At 71.0% G+C, this 18,480-nt stretch carries 15 protein-coding genes; 10 read left to right on the top strand and 5 right to left on the bottom strand.

Annotated elements, in window-relative coordinates:
- Positions 1-272: 272 nt before the first annotated feature.
- Positions 273-821, bottom strand: coding sequence for a response regulator (locus LDL48_RS35375; protein ID WP_225259503.1), 549 nt, complete (start codon positions 819-821; stop codon positions 273-275).
- Between the two features lie 35 nt (positions 822-856).
- Entirely contained in the window at positions 857-5,266 is a 4,410-nt protein-coding gene (locus LDL48_RS35370; protein WP_225259502.1) for a hybrid sensor histidine kinase/response regulator, read from the bottom strand.
- A 113-nt stretch (positions 5,267-5,379) separates the two neighbouring features.
- Between LDL48_RS35370 and LDL48_RS35365 the strand changes: the two genes are divergently transcribed.
- From LDL48_RS35365 to LDL48_RS35355, 3 genes are read left to right on the top strand one after another with little or no spacing between them, the layout of a single operon-like run.
- A complete protein-coding gene (locus LDL48_RS35365; RefSeq protein WP_225259501.1) occupies positions 5,380-7,392 on the top strand; it encodes a SpoIIE family protein phosphatase in 2,013 nt (670 codons plus the stop codon).
- 31 nt (positions 7,393-7,423) lie between these two features.
- Positions 7,424-7,984, top strand: coding sequence for a dihydrofolate reductase family protein (locus LDL48_RS35360; protein WP_225259500.1), 561 nt, complete (start codon positions 7,424-7,426; stop codon positions 7,982-7,984).
- A 57-nt stretch (positions 7,985-8,041) separates the two neighbouring features.
- Positions 8,042-8,677 carry a dihydrofolate reductase family protein gene (locus LDL48_RS35355; RefSeq protein ID WP_308016533.1) on the top strand — a complete coding sequence of 212 codons (636 nt, stop codon included), beginning with the start codon at positions 8,042-8,044 and terminating at the stop codon, positions 8,675-8,677.
- A 306-nt stretch (positions 8,678-8,983) separates the two neighbouring features.
- Here LDL48_RS35355 and LDL48_RS35350 read toward each other — a convergent pair whose 3' ends face one another.
- Positions 8,984-9,310 (bottom strand): STAS domain-containing protein, encoded by a 327-nt coding sequence (locus LDL48_RS35350; protein ID WP_225259498.1) that lies wholly within the window; start codon positions 9,308-9,310, stop codon positions 8,984-8,986.
- Between the two features lie 123 nt (positions 9,311-9,433).
- On the opposite strand from LDL48_RS35350, the gene hemL reads away from it, so the two are divergent.
- From hemL to ccsB, 6 genes are read left to right on the top strand one after another with little or no spacing between them, the layout of a single operon-like run.
- Entirely contained in the window at positions 9,434-10,789 is a 1,356-nt protein-coding gene (gene hemL / locus LDL48_RS35345; RefSeq protein ID WP_225259497.1) for a glutamate-1-semialdehyde 2,1-aminomutase, read from the top strand.
- Positions 10,786-11,442, top strand: a complete 657-nt coding sequence (locus LDL48_RS35340) for a histidine phosphatase family protein (protein WP_225259496.1) — start codon at positions 10,786-10,788, stop codon at positions 11,440-11,442. Before hemL ends, LDL48_RS35340 begins: the two co-directional genes overlap by 4 nt.
- Position 11,443: 1 nt before the next feature.
- A complete protein-coding gene (locus LDL48_RS35335; protein WP_225259495.1) occupies positions 11,444-12,037 on the top strand; it encodes a TlpA family protein disulfide reductase in 594 nt (197 codons plus the stop codon).
- Positions 12,037-12,939 (top strand): cytochrome c biogenesis CcdA family protein, encoded by a 903-nt coding sequence (locus tag LDL48_RS35330; RefSeq protein WP_272493125.1) that lies wholly within the window; start codon positions 12,037-12,039, stop codon positions 12,937-12,939. Before LDL48_RS35335 ends, LDL48_RS35330 begins: the two co-directional genes overlap by 1 nt.
- Positions 12,936-14,564: a cytochrome c biogenesis protein ResB gene (gene resB, locus LDL48_RS35325; RefSeq protein ID WP_225259494.1), complete on the top strand. Its 1,629-nt coding sequence runs from the start codon at positions 12,936-12,938 to the stop codon at positions 14,562-14,564. The genes LDL48_RS35330 and resB overlap by 4 nt, the downstream gene beginning before the upstream one ends.
- Positions 14,564-15,589, top strand: coding sequence for a c-type cytochrome biogenesis protein CcsB (gene ccsB, locus LDL48_RS35320; RefSeq protein ID WP_225259493.1), 1,026 nt, complete (start codon positions 14,564-14,566; stop codon positions 15,587-15,589). Before resB ends, ccsB begins: the two co-directional genes overlap by 1 nt.
- 7 nt (positions 15,590-15,596) lie before the next feature.
- Here the strand turns inward: ccsB and LDL48_RS35315 are convergent, their stop codons facing one another.
- Positions 15,597-16,478, bottom strand: coding sequence for a hypothetical protein (locus LDL48_RS35315; RefSeq protein WP_225259492.1), 882 nt, complete (start codon positions 16,476-16,478; stop codon positions 15,597-15,599).
- 115 nt (positions 16,479-16,593) lie between these two features.
- Between LDL48_RS35315 and LDL48_RS35310 the strand changes: the two genes are divergently transcribed.
- Positions 16,594-17,208: a hypothetical protein gene (locus LDL48_RS35310; RefSeq protein WP_225259491.1), complete on the top strand. Its 615-nt coding sequence runs from the start codon at positions 16,594-16,596 to the stop codon at positions 17,206-17,208.
- Position 17,209: 1 nt separating this feature from the next.
- On the opposite strand, the gene LDL48_RS35305 is transcribed toward LDL48_RS35310, so the two are convergent.
- Positions 17,210-18,480: VCBS repeat-containing protein (locus LDL48_RS35305; protein ID WP_372472263.1), on the bottom strand; the 1,271-nt coding region annotated here is incomplete at its 5' end.

Genomic DNA, 18,480 nt, shown 5'->3' with positions numbered 1-18,480 from the left:
GGATCGCGCGGAGCCCTGCCCGGATCGCGCGGTGCCCTGCCCGGACGGCGGGGTGCCTGCCCGGACGGCGGGGTGCACTGCGCGGATCGCGGGGCATTGCCCGAATCGCGCGTTGGCCTGCCCGGACTGCGAGGTGCCTGCCCGAATCGCGCGTTGGCCTGCCCGGACCGTCCGGCAACCTGCGCGGACCATGCGGCGCCCGGCACTCGGTGGGCGGTGACGGACGGGTGATCAGGTTGGTGCCGGGGTGGGACACCTGCGCCGGAGAGGTGTTACTGGCCCCAGCGGGCCTTCTCCAACATGGCCAGGGCCTCGGCCGCCGCATCGGTGCCGCCGCTGCGTAGGGCTCGGGCGGCCTCGTCCACCGTGTCGGTCAGGCGTTGCCACTGGGCGTCGCGTTCCCGGGTGGCTTCGGCCTGCGCCTTGAGCTGCTGCGACTTGGTCCACAGTTCCACGAAGATGGAGACCTTGGCGCGCAGGACCCACGGGTCGAACGGCTTGGTGAGGTAGTCCACGGCGCCGACCGCGTAGCCGCGCAGCGCCAGCTGGGCGTCGCGGTCGGCGGCGGTGAGGAACAGGATCGGCACGTGCCGTGTGCGTTCCCGGCGCTTGATGTGGCTGGCCGTCTCGAAACCGTCCATGTTGGGCATCTGCGCGTCCAGCAGGATGACCGCGAAGTCGTCGGTCAGCAGTTGCTTCAGCGCGGCCTCGCCGCTCTCCACCGCGACCGCCTGCACGGGCAGGCCCTGCAGAATGGCCTCCAGCGCGAGCAGGTTGTCCCGGCGGTCGTCGACCAGTAGTGCCTTGGCGCGATCAGCCACCCCGTCCTACCTCCCTACCGCCGCCGGTAACCGGACTACAGGTCATTACTCGTCTCCGTCTCGTCTGCGTTCACCCAGCGCGCCATCAGCTGGATCAGCTCGTCCAGGTCGACGGGCTTGGTGATGTAATCGCTCGCGCCCGCGGCGAGTGCGGACTCACGGTCACCGGGCATGGCCTTGGCGGTGAGGAACACTACCGGGAGATCCTGGAAGCGCTGGTTCCGGCGAATGCCGCGGGTCGTCTCGTACCCGTCCTGGTCCGGCATCATGGCGTCCATCAGGACGATGTCGACCTCGGGGTGCTCGGCCAGCAGCCGCACGCCGTCCACCCCGTTGTCCGAGTAGAGCACGTTCAGCCCGTGCATCTCGAGCGCGCTGGTCAGGGCGAACACGTTGCGGACGTCGTCGTCGACGATCAGCACCGTGGCGCCGTCGAGTTGGCGGCTGGCCGGGCTGACGACATGCCCGTTCTCGGTCTGCCGCTGGTTGATCGCCGGCAGGTCCATCAGCGCCGGCATCTCGATCTGTGGCGCACCTGAGCGGGACAGGTCCACGTTCGCCGGCAGGCCCGGCAGGGGCAGCGAGCGGATCGGATCGGGTACGAACGCGTCCGGCATGTAGAGCGTGAACGTGGAGCCCTGACCCGGCACCGACGACACGGCGATCGTGCCGCCCAGCAGCGCGGCGAACTTCTGGCTGATCGACAGGCCCAGGCCGGTGCCGCCGTACTTGCGGGTGGTGGTGCCGTCGGCCTGCTGGAACGGCTCGAAGATGATCGCCAGCGCCTCGTCGGAGATGCCGATGCCGGTGTCCGCGACGGTGAACGCGATGACCTGGTCCGCGGACCGCAGTGACGGCATGTCGAACTCGACGTCGGGCGGGGCGGCGTAGATGCTCAGCGTCACCGAGCCACGGTCGGTGAACTTGACCGCGTTGGAGAGCAGGTTGCGCAGGATCTGCTGGAGCCGCTGCGCATCCGTGACGATCGATTCGGGTACGTCCGGCGCGACCTGGACCCGGAACTCCAAGCCCTTCTCGTCGGCCTGCGGGGCGAACGCCTGCTCGACGTAGCTGCGCATCCCGTCGAAGTCGACCTGGTCGGGCTCGACGTCCATCCGGCCGGCCTCGATCTTGGAGAGGTCCAGGATGTCGTCGATCAGCGAGAGCAGGTCCGAGCCGGCGCTGTGGATCGTCCGGGCGAACTCGATCTGCTTGTCGGACAGGTTCCGCTCCGGGTTGTCCGCGAGCAACCGGGCCAGAAGCAGCAGCGAGTTGAGCGGCGTACGCAACTCGTGGCTCATGTTCGCGAGGAACTCGGACTTGTACGCGGAGGCCCGGGACAGCTGCTGCGCCTTTTCCTCCAGGCCGAGCCGCGCCATCTCGATCTCGCGGTTCTTCGTCTCGATGTTGCCCTTCTGCTCGCTGAGCAGCTTGGCCTTGTCCTCCAGCTCGGCGTTGGTGCGCTGCAACTCGGCCGACTGGTCCTGCATCTCCCGGGCCAGCCGCTGGGACTGGGCGAGCAGTTCCTCGGTGCGCCGGTTCGCCTGGATGGTGTTGAGCGCGACGCCGATGGTGGCGACGAGCCGCTCCAGGAACGTCAGGTGCAGTCCAGAGAACGTGGCCACCGACGCGAACTCGATCACCCCCAGCATCTCGCCCTCGAACAGCACGGGCAGGACCACGAGGTCGCTCGGCGCCATGGACATGAGACCCGAGCGCATGGTGAGGACGCCGTCGTGGGTGGCGCGGACCCGGATGGTGCGCCGGGACACGGCAGCCTGGCCGACGAGTCCCTCACCGGGCCCGAACATCACCTCGTGGTTGCGGGCGACGTAGCCGTACGACGCGGTGAGTCGCAACCGCATCACCGCCTCGGAGTTGTCGACCATGAAGAACGCGCCGAGCTGCGCGTCGACCAGCGGCGTCACCTCGGTCATGATCATGCGGCAGACCTCGCCGAGGTCGCGCTGGCCCTGCAGCAGGCCGCCGATCCGGGCCAGGTTGGAGTCCAGCCAGCCCTGTTCCGCGTTCGCCTTGGTGGTCTCCCGCAGCGTCACGATCATCTGGTTGATGTTGTCCTTCAGCTCCGCGACCTCGCCCTGGGCCTCGACCGCGATGCTCTGCGTCAGGTCGCCCCGGGTCACCGCGGTGGACACCTCGGCGATGGCGCGCAGCTGGGTGGTCAGCGTGGAGGCCAGCTGGTTGACGTTGTCGGTGAGGTCCTGCCACGTACCCGAGACGCCCTTGACCTCGGCCTGGCCACCCAGCTTGCCCTCGATGCCCACCTCGCGGCCGACCCGGGTGACCTCGGTGGCGAACGAGGAGAGCTGGTCGACCATGGTGTTGACGGTGTTCTTCAGTTCCAGGATCTCGCCGCGGGCGTCGACGGTGATCTTCTGCGACAGGTCGCCCTTGGCCACCGCGGTGGTGACCGAGGCGATGTTGCGGACCTGGGCGGTGAGGTTGGACGCCATGTAGTTGACGTTGTCGGTGAGGTCGCGCCAGGTGCCGGCGACGCCGCGGACCTGGGCCTGGCCGCCGAGCTTGCCCTCGGAGCCCACCTCGCGGGCCACCCGGGTCACCTCGTCGGCGAACGACGACAGCTGGTCGACCATCGTGTTGACGGTGTTCTTCAGCTCCAGGATCTCGCCCTGCGCATCCACCGTGATCTTCTGCGACAGGTCGCCCTTGGCCACCGCGGTGGAGACCTGGGCGATGTTGCGGACCTGGGCGGTGAGGTTGGACGCCATCGAGTTGACGTTGTCGGTGAGGTCGCGCCAGGTGCCGGCCACGCCGCGGACCTGGGCCTGGCCGCCGAGCTTGCCCTCGGTGCCGACCTCGCGGGCCACGCGGGTGACCTCGTCGGCGAACGAGGAGAGCTGGTCGACCATCGTGTTGACCGTGGACTTCAGCTCGAGGATCTCGCCGCGGGCGTCGACGGTGATCTTCTGGGAGAGGTCGCCCTTGGCCACCGCGGTGGTGACCGAGGCGATGTTGCGGACCTGGCTGGTCAGGTTGGACGCCATGTAGTTGACGTTGTCGGTGAGGTCGCGCCACGTACCCGAGACGCCCTTGACCTCGGCCTGGCCACCCAGCTTGCCCTCGGAACCCACCTCGCGGGCCACCCGGGTCACCTCGTCGGCGAACGAGGAGAGCTGGTCGACCATCGTGTTCATGGTGTTCTTCAGTTCGGCGATCTCGCCGCGGGCGTCGACGGTGATCTTCTGCGACAGGTCGCCCTTGGCGACGGCCGTGGAGACCTGGGAGATGTTGCGGACCTGGTCGGTGAGGTTGGCGGCGAGCTGATTGACGTTCTCCGTCAGGTCGCGCCAGGTGCCGGAGACGCCGCGGACCTGAGCCTGGCCGCCGAGCCGGCCCTCGGTGCCCACCTCGCGGGCCACCCGGGTGACCTCGTCGGCGAACGAGGAGAGCTGGTCGACCATGGTGTTGACGGTGTCCTTGAGTTCGAGGATCTCGCCCTGCGCGGCCACCGTGATCTTCTGCGACAGGTCGCCCTTGGCCACCGCGGTGGAGACCTGGGCGATGTTGCGGACCTGGCTGGTCAGGTTCGACGCCATCGAGTTGACCGAGTCGGTCAGGTCCTTCCAGGTGCCGGCGACGTTGGGTACGTCCGCCTGGCCGCCGAGCTTGCCCTCGGTGCCCACCTCGCGCGCCACCCGGGTGACCTGCTCGGCGAAGAGCCGCAGCGTGTCGGTCACGCCGTTCATGGTGTCGGACAGCTCGGCCACCTCGCCGCGCGCCGTGACGGTGATCTTCTGGGACAGATCGCCCCGGGCCATCGCGGTCGCCACCTGGGAGATCGACCGCACCTGGTGGGTCAGGTTCGACGCCATCGTGTTGACCGAGTCGGTCAGGTCCTTCCAGGTGCCGGCCACGCCGCGGACGTCCGCCTGGCCGCCGAGCCGGCCCTCGGTGCCCACCTCGCGGGCCACCCGGGTCACCTCGTCGGCGAACGAGGACAGCTGGTCCACCATCGTGTTCACGGTCCGGCCGATGCGCAGGAATTCACCCCGGAGGGGACGTCCGTCCATCTCCAGCGCCATGTGCTGGGACAGGTCGCCCTCGGCCACCGCCACGATGACCCGGGAGATCTCGGTGGTGGGCCGGCCCAGATCGTCGATCAGCGAGTTCACCGAGCGGGCGGTGTCGGCCCACGCGCCGTCCAGCCCCTCCTCGTCGAGGCGTTCGGTCAGCCGGCCGTCCCGGCCGACGATCCGGCTGATCCGGCGTACGTCCAGGTTCTGCCGCTCCTGGAGCGACACCACCTCGTTGAACGCGTCCGCGACCTCACCGCCCGCCCCGGGCCACCTCGGCAGCCGGACCTTGAGATCGCCACGCCGAACCCGCTGCAGCGCAGCCGCGAGCTCTCGGAGGAGGGCGGTCTCGTCGGCGGTGCCGACAACGACCTCGTTAGCCGCAGTCATGCTGTCCTCACTCGCTGTCCGGATGGCGGGGGCGATCCATCATCTCTCGCCCGACCGGGTCAATGCGAGATGCGCCTTTGTGCGAACCCGGCCCGACAGGGGAGGATGCAGTCGTGTCGGTGGAGGCCAGGGCTGGTTCGCTCATCCGTCGTGTCCGGCTGCCCAACGACCGGCGCACCCCCGCTGCGGCCCGCGCCCTGGTGCGGTCCGTGCTCGAGGAGGCCGGCCTCGACGCGCTCCTCAACGAGGCTCTGCTACTGACCACGGAACTCTCCACCAACGCCGTGGTGCACGCCGGCACCGAGCTGGACATCGAGGTGACCGCGGACCAGAGCGGGCTCACCGTCACGGTGACCGATTTCGCCCCCGGCCCGGTCGAGCAGCTGGCCGTCGGCCCCAAGAACGACAGCGTCGACATCGGCGAGGTGGCGGAGCGCGGGCGCGGCCTGCTCCTGGTCGACCACTTCGCCAGCCGCTGGGGCACGGTGCACGAGGGCGAGGGCAAGGGCGTGTGGTTCCGCCTGGAACGCCGGGCCGGGCACGTCTCGGCGATGCCGGCCGAGACGGTGGCGGAGGACGACACCCCGAGCGTCGGTGCGCTCACCGCCCTGCTGCAGATGAGCCCGGCCCGCAACACCGAGGGCGCACTCGCCGACTTCGCCACCGAGCTGCTGTCCCAGCTGGCCCGGCTGACCGGTGCGGCGGGCGGCGTGGTGCGGCTGGACCGCGGCGACGGCAACGGCCGGCAGGTGCTGGCCCGGTTCGGCCGGGCGCCGCGCGACAACGCCGCCACGATCCGGGTGCCGCTGACCGCGCAACGGCCGTACGCCGGGGAGCTGGAGCTGGACGCCTCGCCGCTCGGCTATGCGCCGCCGCTGGCCACGATCGTCGCCGAGCGGCTGTCGTTGCACCTGGAGAACGACCGGCTGCGCGACGCCGACGTGCGGCGCCAGACCTGGCTGACGTTCCTGGCCGAGGCCAGCGAGCTGCTCGCCCAGTCGCTCGACGTCAACCTGACCATGGCGCTGATCCCCCAGCTGGTGGTGCCGCGGCTGGGCCAGTGGTGCGCGGTGCACACCACGGACGCGTGGGGCCGCCTGCAGCTCGCCGCCGCCACCCACGCGGACGAGGCGGCGCTGCCGCAACTGCACGCCACGCTGGCCGAGGACGGATCGGACGCGATCCTGGCGCGGCTCGAGGAGGCGTCCCGGCTCGGCACCCAGATCATGTTGGGTACGCCGTCGGAAGGGATCGCCGTGCCGCTGGTGGCACGCGGCCAGCGGCTCGGCACGCTCGCCGTCGGCCGGCACGTCAAGCACCGGCACGACGCCGACGAGGTGGCTGTGCTGGAGGACGTCGCCCGGCGCGCCGCGCTGGCCATCGACAACGCCCGCATCCACGACGAGCGCCACAAGGTCGCCCGCACGCTGCAGGCCTCGCTGCTGCCGCCGGCCCTGCCGCACGTGGACGGCGTCGGTTTCGCCGCCGAATACGTGCCCACCGGCTCGGAGGTGGGTGGCGATTTCTATGACGTGGTCCCTTCCGGTGAGAACAGCTGGGTGGTCGTGGTCGGCGACGTCTCCGGCAAGGGCGTGCAGGCCGCGACCGTGACCGGACTGGTCCGCGACGTGATCCGGATTCTGGTCGACGACGGCAAGCCGATGACCGAGATCCTGGACCGGGTCAACCGCACGCTGGTGCAGCGCGGCGGCGGACGTTACTGCACGCTCGCGATGGCGTCGGTGGTCCGGCGGCCGAACGGCTCGCTCGACGTCTGCCTGCACCTGGCCGGGCACGACCGGGCGGTGCTGGTCCGGGCGGACGGCGCCAGCTCGTTCGTGGGTGAGGGGGGTACGGCATTGGGCCTCCTGGAGACGATCACCTCGCCGGACGTCGCGGTGACGCTGCGGCCGGCCGACTCCCTCATCTTCTATACCGACGGTGTGACAGAAAGACGGCGCGGACGCGAGCTGTACGGCACCGAGCGGCTGCGCGCGGCGGCGGAGCCCCTGGCCGGCTACCCGGCGGACGTGATGGCGGCCCGGCTGCGGTCCACCGCGATCAACTTCTCGGTCGAGGAACCGCGCGACGACATCGCGATCCTGGTCCTGCGCAACGACGCCTGAAATTGTCGTACCCGGTTGGCAGGGTGGCGCCATGCCGAAAACCCAGTACTACACGGCCACCACCGTCGACGGCTTCATCGCGGACGAGAACAACTCGCTGGACTGGCTCTTCGCGGTGGAGGGCGACTCCGACAACCCGTTCGCCGAGTTCTTCGCGGACGTCGGCGCCTTCTGCATGGGCGCCACCACCTACCTGTGGGTCCTCGAGCACGACGCGCTGCTCGACCGGCCGCTGAAGTGGGCCGACTACTACGGCGACGTGCCCTGCTGGGTGTTCACCCACCGCGACCTGCCACGGATCCCGGGTGCCGACCTGACGTTCGTCAGCGGCGACGTCCGCCCGGTGCATGAGGCGATGACCGCGACCGCCCGGGACAAGAACATCTGGGTGGTGGGTGGCGGCGAGCTGGCCGGTTCCTTCGCCGACGCCGGCCTGCTCGACGAGCTCATCCTGGGGGTGGCGCCGGTGTCGCTGGGCGCGGGCGCGCCGCTGCTGCCCCGGCGGATCCCGTCGTCCCGGATGTCGCTGGGGAAGGTGGAGCAGCGTGGGCCGTTCGCCTACCTGACCTATCAGATCGGTCCGCCGGCCTGATCGTCAGCCCTTCCGTTTCGCCGTATTTGTCGGCAAAGACGTGGCATGGTGTTTGTCGTGGCGAAGACGCAGTACTACACGGCGACCAGCATCGACGGCTACATCGCCGACCCGGAGAACTCGCTGGACTGGCTGTTCGAGGTGGACGAGGGCACCGACAATCCGTTCGGCGCGTTCTTCTCCGGTGTCGGCGCGTTCGCCATGGGCGCGACCACCTACGAGTGGATCCTCAAGAACGACAACCTGCTCGAGGAGCCGCAGAACTGGCACGACATGTACGGCGGCATGCCGTGCTGGGTCTTCACGCATCGCGACCTGCCGCCGGTTCCGGACGCCAACATCTTCTTCGTCAGCGGTGACGTGCACCGGGTGCACGAGGCGATGACCGTGGCCGCTCAGGGCAAGAACGTCTGGCTGGTCGGGGGCGGAGACCTGGTCGGTGAGTTCGCCGACCTGGACCTGCTCGACGAGATCATCCTGGCGGTCGCGCCGGTGACGCTGGGTGCCGGCGCGCCGCTGCTGCCGCGCCGGCTGACCTCGCAGACGCTGGCGCTCACCCACGTGTCGCAGATCGGGCAGTTCGCCTATCTCACCTACGCGGTCGGGTCATTGGCCCGGTTTGCCCGGCACGCCGCCGCGGACATCGTGGCCCGGGAGCACGCCCCGGAGCACACCCAGGGCGCGCCAGCCTGAACGAAGGCGCCGGGCGGATCGGATGCCGGGCGGATCGGGTGCGGGGCGGATCAGGTTGCCGGGCGGATTGCGGGCCGGGCGGATCAGGTGCCGGGCGGATTGCGGGCCGGGCGGATCAGGTGCCGGGCGGATCACGGGCCGGGCGGATCAGGTGCCGGGCAGATCGGATGCCGGGCGGATCAGGTGCGGGGCCGATTACAGGCCGACGGAGACGGATCAGGTGCCGGGCGGAACACCGGCCGGCGGAACAGAGGCGGGCAGGACAGGCGCCGGCGGAACGGAGGCCGGCAGAAGGGCCTCGCCCGCTCAGGTGGAGCTGCTGATCATCAGCGCCGAGCGCAGGCCGGTGATGTCCAGCACCCGCATCAGGAAGTCGCCGACGTTGGCCAGCGCCAGCACCGTGCGGGCGTGCTGCGCCTTCCGGCTCAGCACCACCAGGGTGCCCAGTCCCTGTGAATCGCAGAACGTCACACCCGCCATGTCCAGCACGATCCGGGCCGGCGGATCGGCCAGCGCCTCGTTCACCAGGGTGGCGAGCTGGTTGACCGTGAGCACGTCGATCTCCCCGGCGAGGACGAACGTGACCTCGTCGGGCGCGTGCTGAACTGCGATGGACAGCTCCGGTCGCTCCACGTTCTCACCCTATCGCGACCGCCCATTTCCGGCCTGTCGGACGACGTCCGGTCCGGGTCGCGCGCCGGTGCTTCCGTGACATGAACAACCCTCTTGCGGCGGATGTCAGACCCCGCTGACACAATGGGATGCGCTGTGACCACGACATACCCAGCCGCGGGCCCTTTTCCCGAGGACGCCCCGGCCTCCCAGGCCCTGTTCGACCGCGCTCTGGCCATCGTGCCGGGCGGGGTCAATTCACCCGTGCGTGCGTTCCGAGCGGTCGGCGGCACACCCCGGTTCATGGCGCGCGGCGCCGGGCCGTGGCTGTTCGACGCCGACGGCCGGCGGTACGTCGACCTCGTCTGCTCCTGGGGGCCGCTGATCCACGGCCATGCCCACCCGGAGATCGTCGCGGCGGTCCAGCGTGCCGCCGCGGACGGGACCAGCTTCGGCACGCCCACCGCCGGTGAGGTCGACCTCGCCGAGGAGATCGTCCGTCGCACCGCCGTCGAGCAGGTGCGCCTGGTCAACTCCGGCACCGAGGCGACGATGACCGCGATCCGGCTGGCCCGCGGATACACCGGCCGCACCCGGATCATCAAGTTCGCCGGCTGCTACCACGGGCACGTGGACGCGCTGCTGGCCGCGGCCGGCTCGGGCGTCGCCACGCTCGGACTGCCCGATTCGCCCGGCGTGACCGGGGCGGCGGCGAGCGAGACCGTCGTGGTGCCGTACAACGACATCGCCGCCGTGGAGGCCGCGTTCGCGGCGCAGCAGCCGGGTGCCGAGATCGCCGCCGTGATCACCGAGGCGGCGGCCGGCAACATGGGCGTCGTCGCGCCGCGGGACGGGTTCAACCAGCGGCTGGCCGAGATCGCGCACGCGCACGGCGCGCTGCTGATCGTCGACGAGGTGATGACCGGCTTCCGGGTGTCCGCGGGCGGCTGGGCCGGGCTCGATCCGGTGGACGCCGACCTGTTCACGTTCGGCAAGGTGATGGGTGGCGGCCTGCCCGCCGCGGCGTTCGGCGGGCGGTCCGAGATCATGTCCCGGCTCGCCCCGGCCGGCCCGGTCTACCAGGCCGGCACGCTCTCCGGGAACCCGCTGGCCTGCGCGGCCGGCCTGGCGTCGCTGCGGCTCGCGGACGCCGCCACGTACCAGCGCCTGGACGAGCTGGCGCAGACGATCGGCGCGCTGGCCGCCGACGCGCTCACCGTGGCCGGGGTGCCGCACCGCCTGTCGTACGCGGGCAACATGTTCTCGATCTTCTTCACCGATGCCGACGTGCGCGACTACGACTCGGCGAAGACCCAGGACGCCGCGGCGTTCAAGGGGTTCTTCCACGCGATGCTGTCGCGCGGGGTCTACCTGCCGCCCAGCGCGTTCGAGTCGTGGTTCGTGTCCACGGCGCTGGACGACGCGGCACTGGAGCAGATCGCCGAGGCCCTGCCGCATGCGGCACGCGCCGCGGCCGAGTCGGGGAGTCGATCAGCATGAGCGAGCCGACCAGGACCACCGTGCACGTGGTGCGGCACGGCGAGGTGCACAACCCCGACAAGATCCTGTACGGCCGGCTGCCCGACTTCCACCTGTCCGAACTCGGGCGGCAGATGGCCAAGGCGGACGCCCAGGCGCTGGTCGACCGGGACGTCACGCACGTGGTGGCCAGCCCGCTGGAACGCGCACAGGAGACCGCCGAGCCGATCGCGGCCCAGTTCGGCCTGGAGATCGCCACCGACACCCGGCTGATCGAGAGCGCGAACTACTTCGAGGGTAAGAAGGTGTCGCCGGGCGACGGATCGTTCCGCAACCCCCGCCACTGGTGGGTGCTGCGCGACCCGATCACGCCGTCCTGGGGCGAGGCCTACCTGGTGATCGCGCAGCGGATGTTCGCCGCGGTGCAGGCCGCCCGGGTGGCGGCCGAGGGGCACGAGGCGGTCTGCGTGTCGCACCAGCTCCCGATCTGGACCCTCCGGCGGTACGTGGAACGCAAGCGCCTCTGGCACGACCCGCGCCGGCGTGAGTGCGGGCTGGCCAGCCTCACCTCGTTCCGGTTCGTCGGCTCCAAGGTGGTCGGCATCGACTACGCCGAGCCGGCGGCGCACCTGGTCGCCCTGTCGCCCGGCGCCCGGACCGCCAAGGGAGCCTGACGTGCGCCGCCTCGCCGCCGCACTGGCCGCCGCCGCGCTCGCGGCCGGCGCGCTCGCCGGGTGCGGGGGCGGGAGCTGGACCGACCGGTGCACCACCACGAACGGCATCATCGAGTGCGCGCCCGGCGAGCGCCAGCAGGTCGACCAGGTCACCGGCGAGCTGCTGGCCGGCGGCAGGTACGACGTCACGGCCGACCGGGGCAAGGTCGTGGTGGTCAACTTCTGGGGTTCCTGGTGCAACCCGTGCCGCGCCGAGGCCGACGACCTGGAACAGACGTACGTGGCCACCAAGGACAAGGGCGTCACGTTCATCGGGGTCAACTCGCGTGACGACCGGGATGCCGCGAAGGCGTTCGAGCGGGGCCGGTTCACGTTCGCCAGCATCTTCGACCCGAACGGCGAGGTCGGGCTGCAGTTCGACGTCACCCAGGTCAACATGCCGTCGACGCTGGTCCTGGATCGGCAGGGCCGGATCGCCGCGGCGAAGCGCGGGGCCACGGTGGTGTCGGAGCTGCAGCCGCTGGTCGAGCGGATCGCGGCCGAGGACGGCGCCGGGCCGGCCGCCGGCCCGCAGCCGAGCCGGAGCGCGGGCTGATGGGCGAGGCGTTCGCCGAGGCCGCCAGCAGCGGACCGATGCTGCTGGCCATCGGTGCCGCCGCCCTCGCCGGTCTGGTGAGCTTCCTGTCGCCGTGCGTGCTGCCGCTGGTGCCCGGCTACCTGTCCTACGTCACCGGGCTGGCCGGCGCCGACCTCGACGCCGCGCTGGGCTCCCGGCCCGACCCGAAGCCGGCGGCGGATCCGGTCGACGGGCCGGTCGACCGGCCGGCCCGCGGACAGGTCGGTGGACAGGTCGACGGGCCGGCCGGCGGCGGTGCCGTCGCGGTGGCCGCACCGCCCGCGGCGCGGCGCGCGACCGGGCGTGGCCGGGTGCTCGCCGGCACGGCGCTGTTCGTGCTCGGCTTCACGGTGGTCTTCACGCTGCTGGCCACGCTCGTCGCCAACATCGGCATCGCGCTGCAGACCCACAAGCGCGTCCTGGACGTCGTCCTCGGTGTGCTGGTCATCGTGCTCGGCCTGGCGTTCCTCGGGCTCGTGCCGGGCATGCAGCGGGAGGTGCGGATCAACCGGTTGCCCGCGGCCGGGCTGGTCGGCGCGCCGATCTTCGGGGCGCTGTTCGCGCTGTCCTGGATCCCCTGCGTCGGACCGACCCTGGGCGCGGTCCTCGGGCTGGCCACCACCAGCGGGCAGACCGATCGCGCGGTGGTGCTCGCGGTCGCGTACAGCCTCGGGTTGGGTGTGCCGTTCGTTCTGTTCGGGCTGTTCTTCCGCAAGCTCCTCGGCCTGTTCCGGGCGGTCCGCCGCAACAGCCGCTGGGTCACCCGGATCGGCGGCGCGCTGCTCATCGTGGTGGGGCTGGCGCTGGTCACCGGCGGCTGGGACGACTTCCTGATCTGGCTGCGCACCACGGTCGACTTCGACGCCGGGACGTTGCTGTGACCGTCGTGGAGGAACGTCCGGCCCCGTCCGCCGCGCCGCCGCCGCGGCGCGGCAACCCGGTGTGGGCGCTGCTGCGCAACTCGTGGCGGCAGCTGACCAGCATGCGGACCGCGCTGGTGCTGCTGTTCCTGCTGGCGGTGGCCGCCATCCCGGGCTCGGTGCTGCCGCAGCGGTCGGTGAACCGCGAGAACGTCGCCGGCTACTTCCGCGACCATCCCGATCTGGCGCCGGTGCTGGACCGCCTGGGCGGCTTCGACGTGTACGCGTCGCCCTGGTTCGCCGCCATCTACCTGCTGCTCTTCACGTCGCTGGTGGGCTGCGTGGTACCCCGGCTGGCGGACCACGTGCGGGCGCTGCGCACCGTACCCCCGGATGCGCCGAAGCGGTTGGACCGCCTGCCGCAGCACGCCTCCGGGCAGCTTGCCGACGACCCGGCCGCGGCCGCCGCGAGCGTCGCCGCGATGCTGCGCCGGCGCCGCTTCCGCACCCGGGTCCGGGAGCGGGACGGCGGCGTGTGGACGGTCGCCGCGGAGAAGGGGTACGCCAAGGAGAGCGGCAACCTGCTGTTCCACTTCGCGCTGCTCACGGTGCTGGTCGGCGTGGGTTTCGGGCACTGGTACGGCTGGCACGGCAACCGCCTGCTGGTACAGGGCGCCGACCGCGGGTTCTGCAGCCTGGTGCCGCAGTTCGACGAGTCGTCGCTCGGCCCCCGGGTGACTCCGGGCGACCTGCCGAGGTTCTGCCTGCAGCTCACCGACTTCACCGCGTCGTTCCAGGACAACGGGACGCCCAGGTCGTTCCGGGCGGCGGTGGTGGTGGAACAGGACGGCACCACGGCGAACCGCACGTTCACGGTCAACGACCCGCTCCGGCTGGACGGCGCCAACGTGTACCTGCTGGGGCACGGCTACGCGCCGGTCCTGCGGTACACCGACCGGTACGGCCAGCAGCAGACCAAGGTGGTGCCGTTCCTGCCCACCGACGGCATGCTGACCAGCGAGGGTGTCGCCACGTTCCCGGACGTCAACATCGACCCGAAGACCAACCGGCGGGACAGCACGCTGCAGGTCGGCTTCGAGGGCGTGTACCTGCCGACGGTGAACCCGGACGGCAGCCCGACCTCGGGATTCCCGGCGGAGCGTGCGCCGCGGCTGTTCCTCACCGCGTACCGCGGCGATCTCGGGGTGGAGGCCGGGCTGCCGGGCTCGGTCTACGCGCTGGACCGCTCCCAGATCCTCAGCGGTGAGCTGAAGCAGGTCAGCGGCACCCGGCCGCAGACGATGAAGCCGGGCGACGCCTGGATCCTGGACGACGGCACGAAGCTGGAGTTCCTCGGCACCCGTCCGTTCGCCACGGTGAGCGTGCGGTACAACCCGACCCAGTCACTGGTGCTGGTCGGCGCCGTGGCGGGCCTGCTGGGGCTGATGCTGTCGCTGGCCGGGCGCCGGCGGCGGCTGTGGTTCCGGATGTCGCCCCTGGCCGGGTCCGAGGGCGCTCCCGCCGGTACCGTGATGGATGCCGGTGGCCTGCCGCGCACCGACTACCCCGGCTTCGGCGAGGAATTCGCCCGGGTGGTGTCCACCGTCCGGGGGGACGGCGGCGAGAAGAACGAGGAGACCGCGTGATGGCGGAGTTGTCGAACCAGCTCATGGCGCTGACCGTGCTGGCCTACCTGGCCGCCATGGTGTGCCACGCCGCCGAGTACGCGTTCGGCGACCGCAGCCACATCGGCCGCGCCGCCGCCCGCCCGGCCCGCCAGCTGGTCGGGGCCGGCGCCCCGGCCACCGAGGGACCGCTGGTCCTCGTCGAAGGGCCGGCGGATGCCGAGGCGGCGGAGCCGGCGGAGGTCGCGGCGGAGCCGGCGGTCGTCGCCGAGCCGTCGCGGAACCGTGGTGACCTGGCCGGCCGGATCGCGGTCGGATTCACCGTCCTCGCCGCGCTGCTGCACCTGGGCACGCTGGTCACCCGCGGAGTCGCGGCGGACCGGATGCCGTGGGGCAACATGTACGAGTTCACCCTCTCCGTGACGTTCGTCGGCGCGGCCACCTGGCTCGGCCTGCTGAGCCGCCGGCCGGGCATCCGGCACCTCGGCCTGTTCGTCGCGCTCGCCCTGGTGGTGCTGCTCGGCGCGAACGGGCTGATCGCCTACACCCCGGTCGGCCCGCTGGTGCCGGCACTGAACTCGTACTGGTTCATCTTCCACGTCTCGACCATCATCCTGTCCACCGGCATCCTGCTGCTCGGCGCCGTCCCGGCCGCGATGTTCCTGATCAAGACGGGGTACGACAACGGCGAGCGGCGGTTCCCGTACCCGCTGGGCGCCCGCGTGCCGGCCGCGGAGACGCTGGAGCGGCTGACCTTCCGCCTGCACGCGTTCGCGTTCCCGCTGTTCACGTTCGGCGCGCTGATCGCCGGGCCGCTGTGGGCCGAGGCCAGCTGGGGCCGCTACTGGGGCTGGGACCCCAAGGAGGTCTGGGCGTTCATCTCCTGGATCGTGTACGCCTGCTACCTGCACGCCCGCGCGACGCCGAGCGTGAAGCGCACGACCGCGACCTGGATCGCGCTGCTCGGCTTCCTCACCATGCTGATGAACCTGTTCGGCGTGAACCTGTTCTTCGAGGGCCTGCACTCGTACGCCAACGCCGGCTGACCCGTCCTCAGCGGCTCTCCTTCGAGCAGCTGCCGGCCCGCCAGGTGTCGTACCGGGTGGTCCAGTCCAGACAGAAGCTGCGGCCACGCTGCTGGACGGAGTCCGCGGTGAGCGTCGGCACGTCCGCCCGCCAGTACCGCCCGTTCCCACCGGACGGACGCAACTGCACGTTGTCCACCGTCACCTGAGGCACGTCGATCCGTCCCCGGCGCCGCGAGTCGACGTGCACCTCGACGTACTGCTCGACGTACGCGGTCCCGCCGATCGGCAGCTTCTGCGCGGTCAGCAGGTTCCACCGGTTGTTCCACCACAGCCACGCCTGCCAGATGCCGCCCGAGTCGGTGTGCACGTCGATCCAGATCCGGTCACCCGGACGCACCGCGTACTGCGGGTAGAACTGCCAGGTCCGGCTGTTCGTGTGGTAGGTGTAGATGTGCTGGCGCCCCGCGCCGGCCCACCCGGTCTCCGCCCATCCGGCCTCCAGCCACGCGATGCGACCGCCGCCCATGTCCTGCTTCGCCATGAACCGTGCGGCCACGAAGTCGTACGAGTAGGCCCGCACCGTGCTGTTCACCACGGAGACCCGGCCGTAGACGCCGGCCCACTCGCCGGCCGTGCCGGCGCCGAGGTGGTGGTAGCCGCCCGCGGTCGAGTTGTCGCGCATCTGATCCACCTGGACGGCGGACTCGGGTGCGCGGCCGGTGTCCGCGCGGCACGCGCCCGGGGTGTGTGGCCCGGCGGGCCGGGTGGGCGGCCGGTTGGATGCGGTGCCGGGTGCGCACTCGGGTAGGCGGGACCGGGACCACGCCGGCCCGGTCACACCGAGCGCGGCCACCAGGCCGGTCAGTCCGGCCAGCGCGCACCAGCGGACCAGGAAACGCTTCTTCACTACAGCACCTCGTCTGAGCAGGGCAAAAGTAACCACTGGCTCAACGCCGGACCGCGATCAAGGGTGACGAGCACGGGCACTACAGTGACGGCTCCGAATGTGAGCAGGGGGACCGGTGAATCAGCCCGACCAGCAACGACCAGGCCCGTCCGGTGGCAGCCAGGTGGCCACCGGCGTGGTGATCGTCGGTCTGTCCGTGACGGTGATCCTCCTGATGCTGGCTTCGGTACTCGGCAGCATCCTGCGGTCGTCGGGGCCCGAGGACGAGATGGAGACCCAGATCGCGGAGATGCTGGCCGAAGGGCCGGTGCCGGGAGAGGAGATGCCGGACGTCCCGCTCGGCGCCGAACTGACCGTGATCAACCCCGACCCGTGGCAGGTCGGCCGCGAGGAAGAGCTGATCATGCGGAGCGGGGACGGCGAGGTGCGGGTGCGGATCGGCCAGGTGACCCGGGGTACGGGAAAGTGCTCGGATCGGCCGTACCTGCGGGTGACCCTCACCGCCCGCGGCGCCGGTGCCGCGGGCGGTGAGGTGAAGCCGGCGTGGTTCCACCTCGGCACCGACGATGCCACGGTGGTCCCGCTGCTGACCGCGTGCAGCAGCAAGCCGGTACCGGTCGGGACCGGCGGGACGCACACCGTCGAGCTGGCCTTCGCTGCCACCTCGGCGAGCCAGTTGTACGTCCGCCCGAAATCCGATGTCACCGAGGCGGTGTGGTTCCTGACGTAGGTCAGTCGCGCGGGCCGGAGCGCACCGGGTCGCTCCAGTCGAAGGTGCCGCCGGTGTTCCGGTGCACCAGCAGGCTTCCCGACCGGTCCTTGCTGAGCAGGCTGTCGTGGGTGTCTCCGGTGACGCGGAACCGGGTCAGGTCGCTCCGGTTCGCCCAGCCGGTGCCGGCGTCGGTGATGACGACGCCGGCGTCGAAGGACTGTGCGGCGGCGTTGCCGGCGTAGAGCAGGAGTTGACCGGCGGCGTTGACGGTGACGAGGTCGTCGTAGTCGTCGTTGGTGAATCGGCCGACGGTGATCTGGGTGCAGCAGTTCCAGCCGCGGCCGTAGGTGACGCCCTCGTTGAACCGGGTGCCGGCGGCGGTTCCGGTGTAGAGGATGAGTTGGCTGTTGGTGTCGTTGACGGCGAGCAGGTCGTCGTACTGGTCGCGGTTGACCCGGCCGATGGTGAGGTCGCGGAAGGTGCCCCAGCCGGCCCCGATCTCGGTCTTGGTGGTGGCGGGGGTGCCGGTGGCGTTGCCGGGGTAGAGCCAGAGTTTGCCGGTGGCCTGTTCGATGGCGGCGAGGTCGTCGTACTGGTCACGGTTCATCTTGCCGACGACGAGTTCGCGGTAGCCGATCCAACCAGCACCGAACTGGACCCGCGGGCCGTACGTATCGGCGGAGGTGCCCGGGTGCAGCCACAGGATGCCGGCGGAGTCCGTGCCGAGCAGGTCGGCGTACTCGTCACCGTTGAAGCGGCCACTCACCAGGTTCGACAGCTCGTACGGTTGCGGCGCCCAGACGGTGCCCGGCGGCTGCACCCGGGCGGCCCAGCTGCCGGCCTCCGTGCGGGGGTGCACCCAGGGCTGACCGGTGGCCCGGTCGACCGCCAGCAGGCCGTCGAGTCCCGAGCCGTCGAACCGGCCGGCGGCAAGGTACGAGTAGGCCGACCAGCCGGTGCCGGCGCCGGTGATGACGACACCGGCGTCGAAGGACTGTGCGGCGGCGTTGCCGGCGTAGAGCAGGAGTTGACCGGCGGCGTTGACGGTGACGAGGTCGTCGTAGTCGTCGTTGGTGAATCGGCCGACGGTGATCTGGGTGCAGCAGTTCCAGCCGCGGCCGTAGGTGACGCCCTCGTTGAACCGGGTGCCGGCGGCGGTTCCGGTGTAGAGGATGAGTTGGCTGTTGGTGTCGTTGACGGCGAGCAGGTCGTCGTACTGGTCGCGGTTGACCCGGCCGATGGTGAGGTCGCGGAAGGTGCCCCAGCCGGCCCCGATCTCGGTCTTGGTGG

Origin of the sequence: Jidongwangia harbinensis (genome assembly GCF_020216025.1) — a bacterium.
Taxonomy (GTDB): Bacteria; Actinomycetota; Actinomycetes; order Mycobacteriales; family Micromonosporaceae; genus Actinoplanes; species Actinoplanes harbinensis.
This window is presented reverse-complemented; position numbering and strand designations above follow the sequence as displayed.

Bases quoted from the DNA above. Each gene is read 5' to 3' on its own strand.
- LDL48_RS35370 (WP_225259502.1), bottom strand. From the start codon at position 5,266: ATGACTGCGGCTAACGAGGTCGTTGTCGGCACCGCCGACGAGACCGCC.
- LDL48_RS35360 (WP_225259500.1), top strand. From the start codon at position 7,424: ATGCCGAAAACCCAGTACTACACGGCCACCACCGTCGACGGCTTCATC.
- hemL (WP_225259497.1), top strand. From the start codon at position 9,434: ATGGGATGCGCTGTGACCACGACATACCCAGCCGCGGGCCCTTTTCCC.
- LDL48_RS35340 (WP_225259496.1), top strand. From the start codon at position 10,786: ATGAGCGAGCCGACCAGGACCACCGTGCACGTGGTGCGGCACGGCGAG.
- LDL48_RS35330 (WP_272493125.1), top strand. From the start codon at position 12,037: ATGGGCGAGGCGTTCGCCGAGGCCGCCAGCAGCGGACCGATGCTGCTG.
- ccsB (WP_225259493.1), top strand. From the start codon at position 14,564: ATGGCGGAGTTGTCGAACCAGCTCATGGCGCTGACCGTGCTGGCCTAC.